The sequence below is a fragment of the Streptomyces sp. NPDC006193 genome (assembly GCF_040613915.1).
Classification (GTDB): Bacteria; Actinomycetota; Actinomycetes; order Streptomycetales; family Streptomycetaceae; genus Streptomyces.
This window is the reverse complement of the sequence record NZ_JBEXTB010000010.1, coordinates 13,130-26,259: the sequence shown is the minus strand read 5'-3', so window position 1 is coordinate 26,259 and position 13,130 is coordinate 13,130. Positions and strand designations below refer to the sequence as shown.

Below are 13,130 nucleotides of genomic sequence, written 5' to 3'. Positions count from 1 at the left end.
AATCTCGGCAAGTTCGAACACAGGTGCACCGCAACCGCTTACAGTGCTCCCAGAGCCTGTCTTTTGAACGCGTTCGAATCGGCGTGTCGGCAGGCGTTCCACGGGGAAGCGGGGAGGACGCGCGCCATGCGCAACGGGGTCAAGGCGGTCGTCACCGCCGGGGTGTGCGTCGCGCTGCTGGGCGGTGCGGGGTACGGGCTGTACACGGTCGCGGCCGCCCTCAGCGGTGACGGCGGCACGGCGTCCGTCAAGAGCGGTCCCCCCAGCGGCACGGAGGTGCGGGAGACGACCGCCGGGTTCTTCGCCGCCTGGGAGAAGGGCGACGCGGCGACGGCGGCGTCGTACACGAACTACCCGGAGGCGGCCCGGAGCCTCCTGGCGGCCTACGGCGGCGACGCGCACATCCGCGGGGTGCGCATCGCCCCGGGGAAGGCCACCGGCGACACCGTGCCGTTCCGGGTGGAGGCGACGGTGTCGTACGGCGGCAGGTCGCGGCCCCTGGCCTACCGGAGCACGCTGACCGTCGTCCGCGGCAGGACCTCGCACCGCGCGCTGGTCGACTGGCAGCCCTCCGTCGTCCACCCCCGGCTGGGCAAGGGGGACACCCTGGTCACCGGTGATTCGGCCGCGCCCGCGATCGAGGCCGTGGACCGCGACGGCACGGTGCTGACGCGCAAGAGGTTCCCCTCCCTCGGCCCCGTCCTGGACGAGCTGCGCGGCCGGTACGGCGACCGGACCGGCGGCCGGCCCGGTGTGGAACTCGTGATCCGCCACCGGGCGGGCGCGGACGGCACCCGGCCCGCGGACACCCCTCTCGTCACCCTCGCCGAGGGCAGGCCGGGCAGGCTCCCGACGACGCTGAGCGCGAGGGCGCAGACCGCGGCCGAGGCGGCCGTGCAGAAGCACGCCGACTCCTCCGTGGTGGCCGTCGAAGCCAGCACCGGGGAGATCCTGGCCGTCGCCAACAACCGCATGGACGGCTTCAACGCGGCCTTCCTCGGGACACGCGCCCCCGGCTCCACCCTGAAGATCGTCAGCGCCGCGGCCCTCATCGACAACGGCGTGACCACGGCGGGCGGACCGGCGCCCTGCCCGCCGGAGGCCATGTCGAACGGCCAGACGTTCCACAACCTCGAGGGCCTGCGCCCGGACCCCCGCGCCACGCTCGCCGACAGCTTCGCCCGCTCCTGCAACACCGCGTTCGTGAAGTTCGCCGACGAGGTGGAGGCGGACACTCTGACCAGGGAGGCCGGGGAGCGGTTCGGGCTCGGGCGCAACGACTGGCAGATCGGTGTGCCGACCTTCGACGGCCGGGTGCCCGCCGCCGGCGGCCCCGACAAGGCGGCCGCGCTGATCGGCCAGGGCCAGGTCCAGATGAACCCGCTGAACCTGGCCTCCGTGACGGCGACCGCGATGACCGGCGCCTTCCGCCAGCCGGTGATCGTGCCGCTGCGGCTGGACGGCCGCACACCGGCCCGCGCGCGGGGGCTGCCGCCCGGCACGGTCCGGCAGCTGCGCGCCATGATGAACCGCACCGCGCGCAGCGGCACCGCCGCCGGGGTGATGGCCGGGCTGGGCGGCGACGTCGGCGCCAAGACGGGTTCGGCGGAGGTCGACGGGGAGACCAGGCCGGACAGCTGGTTCACCGGGTACCGGGGCGACGTCGCCGCGGCGGCGATGGTGCAGGACGGCGGGCACGGCATCGACGCGGCCGGTCCGATTGTCGCAAGCGTGCTACGGAACGCCACCTGAGATCATCCGCGCCGGCGGGGCCTTTAAGGTGAAGGGCGTCGTGGGGACGTGTGAGGGCTGCGGGGACCCTGGGGAAGGCGCGGAGGAACTGAGACCGTGGGCAAGAGAAGGCGTGTCGCCGAGGGGCGGAAGACCCGTCCCGCCGTACTCGGCGGGATGATCGCCGTGGTGGTCGGCGGCGCCGGGTTCGGCGTCTACGCGCTGTACGGCGGCGGGGCCGCGGCCGACGACCGGGCCGCCACGGCCGGTCACGCACGCGTCCGGACCGGCCCGCTGACCGCGGCCGAGGTGCGCACGGCCGGGACGCGCTTCCTCACGGCCTGGCAGCAGGGCAGGATCCGCGAGGCGGCCGCCGCCACCGACCGGCCGGCCGCCGCCGCCGAGCTGCTCACCGGGTACGCCGAGGACGCCCACCTGAAGGACGTCGTGCTCACGCCGGGGAAGGCCAAGGGCGCCCGGGTGCCGTTCTCCGTCGAGGCGACGGTCTCGTACAAGAAGGTCGCCAAGCCGCTGCGGTACAGCAGTTCCCTCACGGTCGTGCGGCGGCCGGGCGACGGCCGGCCGCTCGTCGACTGGCACTCCGCGGTGGTCCACCCGGACCTCAGGGACGGCGACACGCTCGTCACCGGCGAGTCCGGCACCCCGCCCGTCAAGGCGCTGGACCGCGACGGCGGCGAGCTGACCGCCGCCCGGTACCCGTCCCTGGGCACGGTGCTGGACGGGCTGCGGGAGAAGTACGGCAAGAAGGCGGGCGGCAGCGCGGGCGTCGAGCTGCGCGTGGTGCGCGGCAAGGAGGCCAAGGCCGCGAAGCTGTCCGACAGGACGCTGGTGGAGCTGAGCGAGGGCACCCCGGGCACCGTGCGGACGACGCTCAGCCCGGCCCTGCAGGCGGCGGCCGAGCGGCAGGTGGCCAAGCGCGCGCGTGCCTCGGTGGTCGCCCTGCGGCCCTCGACCGGGGAGATACTCGCGGTCGCCAACAGCGGGCACGGCTTCAACACCGCCTTCCAGGGCTCCCTCGCGCCCGGCTCCACGATGAAGATCGTCACGTCGTCGCTGCTGATCGAGAAGGGTCTGGCGGCGGCGGACAAGAAGCACCCCTGCCCCAAGACCTTCAAGTACGGCGGCTGGACCTTCCACAACGACGACGACTTCCAGATCAAGGGCGGCACCTTCAAGGCGAGCTTCGCCCGGTCCTGCAACACCGCCTTCATCAGCCAGGCGAAGAAGCTGAAGAACGACGACCTGACCAAGCAGGCCCAGCAGGTCTTCGGCCTGGCGAGGAACGACTGGGCGGTCGGCGTGCCCACCTTCGACGGCTCGGTGCCGGTGCAGTCGGCGGCCCAGATGGCGGCCTCGCTGATCGGGCAGGGCGGGGTGCGGATGAACCCGCTGAACATGGCGTCGGTCGCGGCCACCGTGAAGGCGGGCGCGTTCCACCAGCCGTACCTGGTCGCGCCGTCGGTGGACCACCGGAGGCTGGCCACCGCGCCGCGCACCATGTCGGCCAGGACGCTGTCGCAGCTGCGCGGGCTGATGCGGTACACGGCCGCGGCCGGGACCGCCGCGGAGGCGATGGCGGGCCTCGGCCCGGACTACGGCGCGAAGACCGGCTCCGCCGAGGTCGACGGGCAGAAGAAGCCGAACGGCTGGTTCACCGCCTACCGCGGCGACCTCGCCGCCGCGGGCGTGGTCCAGGCGGGCGGCCACGGCGGCGACACGGCCGGCCCGATCGTGGCGACGCTGCTGCGGACCGGCGGCTGACGGCGTCCGCCGGCCGGGCGGCGGGTCAGCCGCCCACCGGCCGGGCGGTGTAGGTGCGGCGGAGGAAGCGGGACAGCGCCTTCGACTCGAACTGCACCACCGAGACCCCGTGGTCGGTGTGGAACTCCACGACGGCCTGCACGCGTCCGCACGGCCACACCCGGACGTCGCCGCTCTCGGCGGGGGCGCGCAGTCCCCGTTCGAGGAGCGCGCGGGAGAGCGTCCACTCGTGCGGGCCGGGAAGGCCGACCCGGACCGAGCGCGGGTCGCGGTCGGGGTCGTAGCGCAGGACGACGGGGACGGCGCCCGGGTCCTCCTCGTCGGTGACGATGTGGGCGCGCGCGTACTGCTCGACTACAGCCATCGGACCGCCCTCTCACGCTGCGTGACCCATGGGAAAGCTGTGAATCCGCTTTCTTCCAATGTCGCACATTTCCCGGCGCGCGCCCCGGCCGAGTCGAGACTCCGTCTTACTTGCAAACCCTTCGCAACAAAGCCCTAAAATCAAACGGTGCACGTACCTGACGGATTCATCGACGCCCCGACCTCCGCGGTCACCGGAGCGGTCGCCGCCGGCGCCCTCGCGGTGAGCCTGCGCGGCGCCCGCCGCGAACTCGACGAACGCACGGCCCCGCTGGCCGGTCTGGTCGCCGCCTTCATCTTCGCCGTGCAGATGCTCAACTTCCCGGTCGCGGCCGGGACCAGCGGCCATCTGCTGGGCGGCGCCCTGGCCGCGATACTCGTCGGCCCGTGCACGGCCGTGCTGTGCGTGTCGGTCGTCCTGCTCATGCAGGGCGTCCTGTTCGCCGACGGCGGGCTGACCGCGCTCGGCGTGAACATCACCGACATGGCGATCGTCACGACGGTGGTGGCCTACGCCGTCTTCCGCGGCCTGCTCGCCGTGCTCCCCCGCAAGCGCCGCTCCGTGACCGTGGCCTCCTTCGTCGCCGCGCTGGTGTCCGTGCCGGCCGCCGCGGTCGCCTTCACGCTGATCTACGCGGTCGGCGGCACCACCGACGTCGCCATCGGCAAGGTCGCCACCGCCATGGTCGGCGTGCACGTGCTGATCGGCATCGGCGAGGCGGTCATCACCGCGCTGACGGTCGGCGCCGTCATCGCCGTACGCCCCGACCTGGTGCACGGCGCGCGCGGCCTGCGGCAGCGGCTCCGGCTGCGGGTGAACGGCGAACTGGTGGACGCGCCCGCCGCGCCCGTGGCGGTGCGCGCCTCGCGCCGCACGCTGTGGGTGACCGGCCTGGTCACCTCCCTGGTCCTCGCCGGTTTCGTCAGCTTCTACGCCTCCGCCGCCCCGGACGGCCTGGAGAAGGTCGCGCACGACGAGGGGATCGACAGGAAGGCGCGGGAGCACGCGGCGGCCGGCTCGCCGCTGGCCGACTACGGCGTCGAGGACGTCTCCGACGCCCGGCTGTCCGGCGGACTCGCGGGCGTGATCGGCGTCGGCGCGACGGTCGTGGCGGGCAGCGCGGTCTTCCGGGCGGTGCGCCGGCGCCGCGACGGGGACCCGGCCGGCGTGGACACCGGCGTCTGACGTGGGAGCGGGACACACCCACCGGCTCTACCGGCACGCGCACTCGCCCGTGCACGGGCTGCCGCCGCACACCAAACTCGCCGCCGTCTTCCTCTTCGTGGTGGTCGTCGTGTCGACCCCGCGCGAGGCGATGTGGGCGTTCGCGGTGTACGCCGTGCTGCTCGCCTGCGTCGCCCACCGCGCGCGCGTGCCCGCCGGCTTCCTGCTGCGGCGGCTGCTGATCGAGGTGCCGTTCGTCGCGTTCGCGGTGCTCATGCCGTTCGTCGCGGAGGGCGAACGGGTGCAGGCGCTGGGGCTGTCGCTGAGCGTGAACGGGCTGTGGGGCGCCTGGAACGTGCTCGCCAAGGGCACCCTCGGCGTCGCCGCCTCCGTCCTGCTGGCCGCCACCACCGAGCTGCGCGAGCTGCTGCTCGGGCTGCAGCGGCTGAAGCTGCCGCCGCTGCTCGTGCAGATCGCCTCCTTCATGATCCGCTACGGGGACGTCATCACCGACGAGATGCGCCGGATGCGGATCGCCCGGGAGTCGCGCGGCTTCGAGGCGAAGGGCGTACGGCACTGGGGCGTGCTCGCGAAGTCCGCGGGCGCGCTGTTCATCCGTTCCTACGAGCGCGGGGAGCGTGTCCACCTGGCCATGGTGAGCCGGGGGTACGCCGGTTCGATGCCGGTCATCGACGAGGTGACCGCCTCCCGCGCCCAGTGGTCGTACGCCCTCGCGCTGCCCTGCGCCGCCCTCGTCGTCTGCCTGCTGGGATGGATGCTGTGATGGACGCTGTGACAGCTTCTCTGGAGGTCTCCGGCCTCGCCTTCGCCTACCCCGACGGCCACCAGGCCCTGTTCGGGGTCGACTTCTCCCTCGCCCGCGGTGAACGGGTCGCGCTCCTCGGCCCGAACGGCGCCGGCAAGACGACGCTGGTGCTGCACCTGAACGGCATCCTGAGCGGCGGCGCCGGCACGGTGACCGTGGCCGGACTGCCCGTCGGCAGGCAGCACATGGCCGCGATCCGGCAGAAGGTCGGCATCGTCTTCCAGGACCCCGACGACCAGCTGTTCATGCCGACCGTGCGGGAGGACGTGGCGTTCGGGCCGGCCGCCGCCGGGATCAAGGGGGCCGCGCTCCAGGAGCGGGTGCGCACCGCTCTGGAGCGGGTCGGCATGCAGGACTTCGCCGACCGGCCGCCGCACCACCTGTCGTTCGGGCAGCGCCGCCGCGTCGCGGCGGCGACCGTGCTCGCCATGGAGCCGGAGATCCTCGTCCTGGACGAGCCCTCCTCCAATCTGGACCCCGCCTCCCGCCGCGAACTCGCCGACATCCTGCGCTCCCTGGACGTCACCGTGCTCATGGTCACGCACGACCTGCCGTACGCCCTGGAGCTGTGCCCGCGCTCCCTCGTCCTCAGCGACGGTGTGATCGTCGCGGACGGCCCGACCGCCGAACTGCTCTCCGACGACGCGCTGATGCGGGCGCACCGGCTGGAACTGCCGTTCGGCTTCGATCCGAGGGCCGCGACCCGGGGCGCGTGAGGCTCCGCGACGGCCGGGAAGCGGCCGGCGTACCGCTGCGGTGACGATCGCCCCGGCCGATGACGACCCGAGGAATCCCAGGCGGACAGCGGCTGTTGCACCCACTGTCGAAGGCGAGCCGGAAGGACAGAGGGACGTGGACGTGAACGGCGTGGTGGCCGAGGGCTTCGAGCCGGTCAGGGAGGCGTTCGCCGCGAACTTCTCGCGGCTCGGCGAGCGGGGCGCCGCCGTCGCCGTCTACCGCGACGGGCACAAGGTCGTGGACCTGTGGGCGGGCGCCCGGGACGTCGACGGCCCGGCCGGCGCGGCCCCCTGGGAGCAGGGGACCGCGCAGATCGTGCGCTCCGCGACCAAGGGCGTCGCCGCCGCCGCGCTGCTGCTCCTGCACCAGCGCGGCGAGCTGGACCTGGACGCCCCGGTCGGCGCGTACTGGCCGGAGTACAAGGCCGCCGGCAAGGAACGCACACGCGTCCGGCACCTGCTCGCGCACCGGGCGGGCGTGCCCGTGCTGGACCGCCCGCTGACCCCCGCGGAGGCCGCCGACCCCGACCTCGGCGCCGCGGCCGTCGCCGCGCAGGCCCCGGTGTGGGAGCCGGGCGCCGACCACGGCTACCACGCCCAGACCTACAGCTGGCTGACCGGCGAGCTGATCCGGCGCGTCACCGGCCGCCCGGCCGGCGAGTGGATCGCCGACGAGATCGCCCGGCCCGTCGGCGCGGACCTCTGGCTCGGCCTGCCGCAGGCCCAGCGCGCGCGGGTGGGCCGCGTCGGCCCGGTGGACGCCCCGGAGAACACCGGCGCGCTGCGGACCCGCCCCAAGCGGGCGGTGGCCGAGGCGTACGCCGACCCGGACTCCCTGACCCGCCGCGCCTTCGCCGCGATCACCCCGCTCCCCGACGAGAACGCCCCCGCCTACCGCGCCGCCGCCCTGCCGGCCTCCAACGGCATCGCCACCGCCGACGGACTGGCCCGCTTCTACGCCGCGCTGATCGGCGAGGTGGACGGCGGCGCCCGGCTGTTCACCCCGCAGACCATGGAGCTGGCCCGCGCCGGGCAGTCCGCCGGACCGGACCGGGTCCTGGTGGTGAACACCCGCTTCGGCCTCGGCTACATGCTGCACGGCGCCGCCTCGCCGCTGCTCTCCCCCGGCTCCTTCGGCCACCCCGGCCGGGGCGGCGCGCTCGGGTTCGCCGACCCGGAGACGGGCATCGCCTTCGGCTACGTCACCAACGGCTTCCGCACGAGCGTGACGGCGGACCCGAGGGCGCAGGCGCTGGTGCGGGCGGTGCGGGCCGCGCTCGCCTGACCGGATCAGACGTGGATCGGGTGCGAGGTCCGCCCGGACTCCGCGTCGATCTCCTCGTGGGCCTTGGTCAGCAGCTGCATGGCCAGTTCGTTCAGGGCGCGGGCGCCGGCGATCTCCTCGCCGACCCGGGGCTGGTTGGCGTCCACGCGGTGCCGGCTGGCGCGGCCGTGGGCCCGTACCTCGGAGCCGTCCGGCAGGCGCAGCATGGCCACCGCCCGCGTGTGCTGATCGTCCTCCATGAACTCCAGCTCGACGTGCCATCCCACAGCGGTGTGCATCATGACGACCACCTCCGACCACCACTGCTTCCAGGGTGCGCCACGGCCCCCGGCCCGTCATGTCGGCGCCGCGCCCCGCCCCCGCAGCGGGCGTCTCGCCCGCGTTCCGGCCGGGACCCCTCGACCAGGCGCCCTGCGGCCTGCACACCACCGGCGCGATCGCGTCTCCCGGCTCGACACGGGACAGCGCCCGGACGACGGCGAAGGCCGGTGAGGGCGCTCCCGTCGCGACGGGGGCCCTCACCGGCCGTTTCCGGTGTCAGGAGCGGTGGGTCAGGCGCGTACCAGTTCCTTCTCCTCGTCGAGGCCGGCGTGGGCGCGCAGTCCCTCGCCCTCGACGTCGACGTTGGGCAGCGCGCGGTCCAGCCACTTCGGCAGCCACCAGGCCCGCTTGCCGAGGAGGGCGAGGACCGCCGGGACGACGGCCATGCGGACGACGAACGCGTCGAAGAAGACGGCGATCGCGAGGCCGAAGCCGATCATCTTGATCATCGATTCGCTGGAGCCGATGAAGCCGGAGAAGACGGCGATCATGATGACGGCGGCGGCGGTCACGACGCGCGCGCCGTGCTTGAAGCCGGTCACGACGGCCTGGCCGGGCGTCTCGCCGTGGACGTACGCCTCCCGCATGCGGGTCACCAGGAACACCTCGTAGTCCATGGCGAGGCCGAAGACGACGCCCACCATGAAGATCGGCATCATCGACATGACCGGGCCGGTCTCCTCGACGTTCATCAGGCCGGACAGCCAGCCCCACTGGAAGACCGCGACGACGGCGCCGAGCGCGGCGAGCACCGACAGCAGGAAGCCGAGGGCCGCCTTCAGCGGGACGAGCACCGAGCGGAAGACCACGATCAGCAGGAGGAAGGCCAGGCCGACCACCAGGGCGAGGTAGGGCAGCAGGGCGTCGTTCAGCCGCTGGGAGACGTCGATGTTCATCGCCGTGGCACCGGTGACGAGGACCGTGGAGTCGGTGTCCCGCGCGATGTCCGTGCCCTTGTCGCGGATGGCGTGGACCAGTTCCTCGGTCGTCGCCGAGGACGGCTTGGACTTGGGGACGACGGTGATGGTCGCGGTGTCGCCGGCCTTGTTGGGCGTGGCCGGGGTGACCGTGACGACGTTCTTCAGACCCTTGATCTCGTCGCCCGCCTCGGCGAACGCGGCCTTCGGGTCGGCGCTGCCCTTGGCGTCGACGACGACCATCAGCGGTCCGTTGAAGCCGGGCCCGAACCCTTCGGAGAGGAGGTCGTAGGCACGGCGCTGGGTGGTGGAGGCGGGCTGGGAGCCGTCGTCGGGCAGGCCGAGCTCCAGGGAGCCGGCCGGGACCGCCGCCGCGCCGAGGCCGACCACGCCGAGGAGGAGGACGGCGACGGGGCGGCGGACGACGAAGCTGGCCCAGCGGGTGCCCATGTTGGGACGGCCGGGGTTCTTCTGCGTACGGCCGCCGCCGAGCAGCCTGCTCTTCTCACCGGTCGGCCGGACCCTGCGGCCCGCGTAGCCGAGGAGCGCGGGGATCATCGTCAGGGCGATCAGGACGGCGATGGCGACGGTGCCCGCCGCGGCCACGCCCATCTTCGTCAGCATCGGGATGTTGACGACGGACAGGCCGACCAGGGCGATGACGACGGTCAGGCCGGCGAAGACGACCGCGGAGCCCGCGGTGCCGACGGCGCGGCCGGCCGCCTCCTCGCGTTCGCGGCCCTCGGCGAGCTCGGCGCGGTAGCGGGAGACGATGAACAGGGCGTAGTCGATGCCGACGGCGAGGCCGATCATCGTGGCCAGGGTGGAGGTGGTGGAGCCGAGGTCCAGGGCGGAGGCGAGCGCGGAGATCGAGGAGACGCCGATGCCGACGCCGATGATCGCGGTCAGCAGCGGCAGCCCCGCGGCGAGCAGGGAGCCGAAGGTGATGACGAGGACGACGGCGGCGATCGCGATGCCGATGATCTCGCTGGAGCCGGTCTCGGGCGTCGCGTTGAGCGCGTCACCGCCGACCTCGACGGTCAGCCCGGCGTCCCGCGCGTGCCGGGCGGCCTCCTTCAGGGCGTCCCGGGAGGAGTCCTCCAGTTCCATGCCGGAGACCTTGTACTTCACGGAGGCGTAGGCGATGGCGCCGTTCCTGCTGACCGCGTGCGCGGTGTAGGGGTCGGCGACGGAGGCGACCTGGGAGCCGCTTCCCAGCTCCTTGACGGTCTCCTCGACGACCGCCTTGCGGGCGGGGTCGGTGATCTTCCCGCCGCTGGGCGCCTTGAAGACGACCCGTGCGGTGGCGCCGTCGGCGCTCATACCGGGGTAGCGCTGTTCCAGCAGGTCGAAGGCCTTCTGGGCCTCGGTGCCGGGGATGGAGAAGGACGAGTTGCCGGCTGCGGGCGCGGACGCGGCGCCCACCCCGGCGAGGGTGAGCAGCGCGACCCATATGAGGGCGACGAGGTGCCGTCGCCGGAAGGCGAGCCGGCCGAGTTTGTAGAGGAACGTGGCCACGGAGGCGTACTCCCGGTCAGGTCGTGGGTTCAGCTGGGCAGGGATGATCAGCCCGACGACGTGAGCGGTGACGTCAGGTGGAGGCTGGTTGAGGGGACTGTCAGTCGGTTCGCACGCCGAGGGCGGGGAGGACCACGGCGTCGATGTACGAGGTGAGGAAGGCCCGGGTGGGCGGCTGGTCGTCCAGCAGCGCCCGGGTGGCGAAGCCGCCGACCATCATGTGCAGCAGGAAGTCGATCGCCGGGCAGTCCGGGCGGACCTCGCCCCGGTCGACCGCCCGCTGCAGCACCTGCCGGAACCCGCCCATCTCGGGGTCGATGATCTGGTCCCGGAAGGCCTGGCGCAGATCGTCGTTGTGGTGCATCGCCATGGCGATGCCCCGCATCAGCGCCGAGTTCTGCTCCATGGTGCAGTCGTCCTCCAGCGCCACGAGGGCGTGGAGGTCACCGCGGAGGGAACCGGTGTCGATCTCCTCCAGGTGGCTGGGCTTGAAGTGCCGCAGCGCCTTGACGACCAGTTCGGCCTTGCCGCCCCACTGGCGGTAGAGCGTGGCCTTGCTGGAACGGGTGCGGGCGGCGACGGCGTCCATGGTGAGGGCGTCGTAGCCGACCTCCCGGAGCAGGTCGAGCACGGCCTCGTACAGTTCGGCCTCGCGCTCGGGCGTGATCCGGCTGCGGCGCGTCGCCGCGACCGTCTCGGGCATGCCCCTCACCTTCCCGCTGCGGAACCTTCTCGTCGTACATCCCGACCATACCCCGAGAAGCCAACGAAACGAAACCGTTTCGTACGTGTGCTGGGTCACGAAGGTGAAGAACCCATAAGGATCCATCAGGTTCCGGACGCCCCCGCCCACGAGTTGCTGCCGCCGTGCGCCCGGAAAAGCATGGGGAGGTGAGCTATCTGCGCCTTCCGCACCTCAGCGGCGACCTGCTGTGCTTCGTGGCCGAGGACGACCTCTGGCTGGCCCCCCTCGACGGCCCCGGCCGCGCCTGGCGGCTCACCGCGGACCGCACCAAGGCCGGCCACCCGCGCTTCGCGCCCGACGGCCGGCGCATCGCGTACACGAGCTGGCGCAGCCTCGTCCCGGAGATCCACCTCGTCGACGTCGACGGCGGTCCCGCGCGGCAGCTCACGTACTGGGGCAGCGCCGACACCCGGGTGTGCGGCTGGACCCCGGAGGGCGACATGCTGGCCGTCGCCTCGCACGGCGAGCCCTTCTCCTACTTCACCTGGGCCTACAAGGTCCCCACCGACGGCGATCCGGGCGGGCGGCTGCCCTGGGGCCCGGTCGCCGACATACAGGTCGCCGACCTCGACGGCGAGCGCAGGACGCTCCTCCTCACCGGCACCCCGCCGCACGAGCCGGCCGCCTGGAAGCGGTACCGCGGCGGCGCCACGGGCCGGCTGTGGCTGCACGGGCAGCGGCTCCTGCCCGGCCTCGAAGGCCATCTGGCGTGCCCCCTGTTCGTCGCCGGCCGGATCGCGTTCCTCTCCGACCACGAAGGCGTCGGCAACCTGTACTCCTGCGCCCACGACGGCTCCGACCTGCGCCGCCACACCGATCACGACTCCTTCTACGCCCGGCACGCCTCCAGCGACGGCGAGCGGGTGGTCTACCAGTGCGGGGGCGACCTGTGGCTGGTGGACGACCTCTCCCCGGCCGGCGCACCGCGCAGGCTGGACGTCCGGCCGGCCGGACCGCGCACCGGCCGCCGCCGCTACCAGGTGCCGGCCGCGCAGAACGTCGACGGCATCTCCGTGGACGAGACCGGCCGGGCCAGCGCCGTCGTCGTCCGCGGCAGCCTGTACTGGCTCACCCACCGCGACGGGCCCGCCCGCACGATCACCGACACGCGCGGCGTCCGGGTACGGCTGCCGGAGATGCTCGGCTCCACCGGTCAGGCGGCCTGCGTGACCGACGCCGAGGGCGAGGACGCCGTCGAGATCGTCCACCTCCCGCGCGCGACCGGCGGCCGGTCGCCCCGCCGGCTGGCCTCCGGCGCACTCGGGAGGGTCCTGGAGCTGGTCTCCGATCCGCTGGGCGAACGGCTGGCCGTCGCCTCCCACGACGGACGGCTGCTGCTGATCGACGTGACGGAGGAGACGGGTCCCGGCCCGGCCGAGGGCACGGAGGCGCGTCCGGACGCGGCCGGAGGCACGGAGGCGCGGCCGGACGCGGGCAGAGGCACGGAGGCGCGGCCGGACGCGGCCTCAGGCACGCGGGAGGCCGGTCCGGACGCCCCCGGAGGCAGCGGTGACGCGGGGAGCGGGAGACCCGGGGGCACGCAGGAAGCCGGAGGCGCAGAGCCGCCCGGAAGCACGGAGACCGGACCGGACGCGGCCGGAGGCACGGAGGCGCGGCCGGACGCGGCCTCAGGCACGCGGCAGGCCGGTCCGGACGCCCCCGGAGGCAGCGGTGACGCGGGGAGCGGGAGACCCGGGGGCACGCAGGAAGCCGGAGGCGCAGAGCCGCCCGGAAGCTACG

The 13,130-nt window shown here is 73.7% G+C and carries 10 protein-coding genes and 1 pseudogene; 7 read left to right on the top strand and 4 right to left on the bottom strand.

Annotation, left to right across the window (positions count from 1 at the left end; genetic code table 11):
* The first annotated feature begins 126 nt into the window (after positions 1-126).
* Positions 127-1,752, top strand: a complete 1,626-nt coding sequence (locus tag ABZ261_RS12715; RefSeq protein ID WP_356858259.1) for a penicillin-binding transpeptidase domain-containing protein — start codon at positions 127-129, stop codon at positions 1,750-1,752.
* Between the two features lie 96 nt (positions 1,753-1,848).
* Positions 1,849-3,513, top strand: a complete 1,665-nt coding sequence (locus ABZ261_RS12710) for a penicillin-binding transpeptidase domain-containing protein (RefSeq protein WP_356858257.1) — start codon at positions 1,849-1,851, stop codon at positions 3,511-3,513.
* 25 nt (positions 3,514-3,538) lie between these two features.
* Here ABZ261_RS12710 and ABZ261_RS12705 read toward each other — a convergent pair whose 3' ends face one another.
* Positions 3,539-3,877: an SsgA family sporulation/cell division regulator gene (locus tag ABZ261_RS12705; RefSeq protein WP_356858255.1), complete on the bottom strand. Its 339-nt coding sequence runs from the start codon at positions 3,875-3,877 to the stop codon at positions 3,539-3,541.
* Between the two features lie 147 nt (positions 3,878-4,024).
* Between ABZ261_RS12705 and ABZ261_RS12700 the strand changes: the two genes are divergently transcribed.
* The 4 genes from ABZ261_RS12700 (at position 4,025) to ABZ261_RS12685 (ending at position 7,889) form a co-directional block, all read left to right on the top strand.
* Positions 4,025-5,062 (top strand): energy-coupling factor ABC transporter permease, encoded by a 1,038-nt coding sequence (locus ABZ261_RS12700; protein ID WP_356858253.1) that lies wholly within the window; start codon positions 4,025-4,027, stop codon positions 5,060-5,062.
* Position 5,063: 1 nt separating this feature from the next.
* Complete coding sequence (gene cbiQ, locus ABZ261_RS12695) at positions 5,064-5,825, top strand: cobalt ECF transporter T component CbiQ (RefSeq protein ID WP_356858251.1); 762 nt, start codon at positions 5,064-5,066, stop codon at positions 5,823-5,825.
* Entirely contained in the window at positions 5,825-6,583 is a 759-nt protein-coding gene (locus ABZ261_RS12690) for an ABC transporter ATP-binding protein (protein WP_356858249.1), read from the top strand. The genes cbiQ and ABZ261_RS12690 overlap by 1 nt, the downstream gene beginning before the upstream one ends.
* Before the next feature lie 136 nt (positions 6,584-6,719).
* Entirely contained in the window at positions 6,720-7,889 is a 1,170-nt protein-coding gene (locus ABZ261_RS12685) for a serine hydrolase domain-containing protein (RefSeq protein WP_356858247.1), read from the top strand.
* Between the two features lie 5 nt (positions 7,890-7,894).
* On the opposite strand, the gene ABZ261_RS12680 is transcribed toward ABZ261_RS12685, so the two are convergent.
* The 3 genes from ABZ261_RS12680 to ABZ261_RS12670 all read right to left on the bottom strand — a co-directional run bounded on the left by ABZ261_RS12680 (position 7,895) and on the right by ABZ261_RS12670 (position 11,348).
* Positions 7,895-8,170: a DUF1876 domain-containing protein gene (locus ABZ261_RS12680; protein ID WP_356858245.1), complete on the bottom strand. Its 276-nt coding sequence runs from the start codon at positions 8,168-8,170 to the stop codon at positions 7,895-7,897.
* A 270-nt stretch (positions 8,171-8,440) separates the two neighbouring features.
* The gene (locus tag ABZ261_RS12675) at positions 8,441-10,645 is read right to left on the bottom strand and encodes an MMPL family transporter (protein WP_356858243.1); all 2,205 of its coding nucleotides are present in this window, start codon (positions 10,643-10,645) and stop codon (positions 8,441-8,443) included.
* 100 nt (positions 10,646-10,745) lie between these two features.
* Positions 10,746-11,348, bottom strand: a complete 603-nt coding sequence (locus ABZ261_RS12670) for a TetR/AcrR family transcriptional regulator (RefSeq protein ID WP_356858241.1) — start codon at positions 11,346-11,348, stop codon at positions 10,746-10,748.
* A 188-nt stretch (positions 11,349-11,536) separates the two neighbouring features.
* Between ABZ261_RS12670 and ABZ261_RS12665 the strand changes: the two are divergent.
* Positions 11,537-13,130 (top strand): annotated as a pseudogene (locus tag ABZ261_RS12665) (peptidase S41); the annotation flags it as partial.

Coding starts and splice junctions, on each gene's coding strand:
- ABZ261_RS12715 (WP_356858259.1), top strand. CDS start 127: ATGCGCAACGGGGTCAAGGCGGTCGTCACCGCCGGGGTGTGCGTCGCG.
- ABZ261_RS12705 (WP_356858255.1), bottom strand. CDS start 3,877: ATGGCTGTAGTCGAGCAGTACGCGCGCGCCCACATCGTCACCGACGAG.
- ABZ261_RS12690 (WP_356858249.1), top strand. CDS start 5,825: ATGGACGCTGTGACAGCTTCTCTGGAGGTCTCCGGCCTCGCCTTCGCC.
- ABZ261_RS12680 (WP_356858245.1), bottom strand. CDS start 8,170: ATGATGCACACCGCTGTGGGATGGCACGTCGAGCTGGAGTTCATGGAG.
- ABZ261_RS12670 (WP_356858241.1), bottom strand. CDS start 11,348: ATGCCCGAGACGGTCGCGGCGACGCGCCGCAGCCGGATCACGCCCGAG.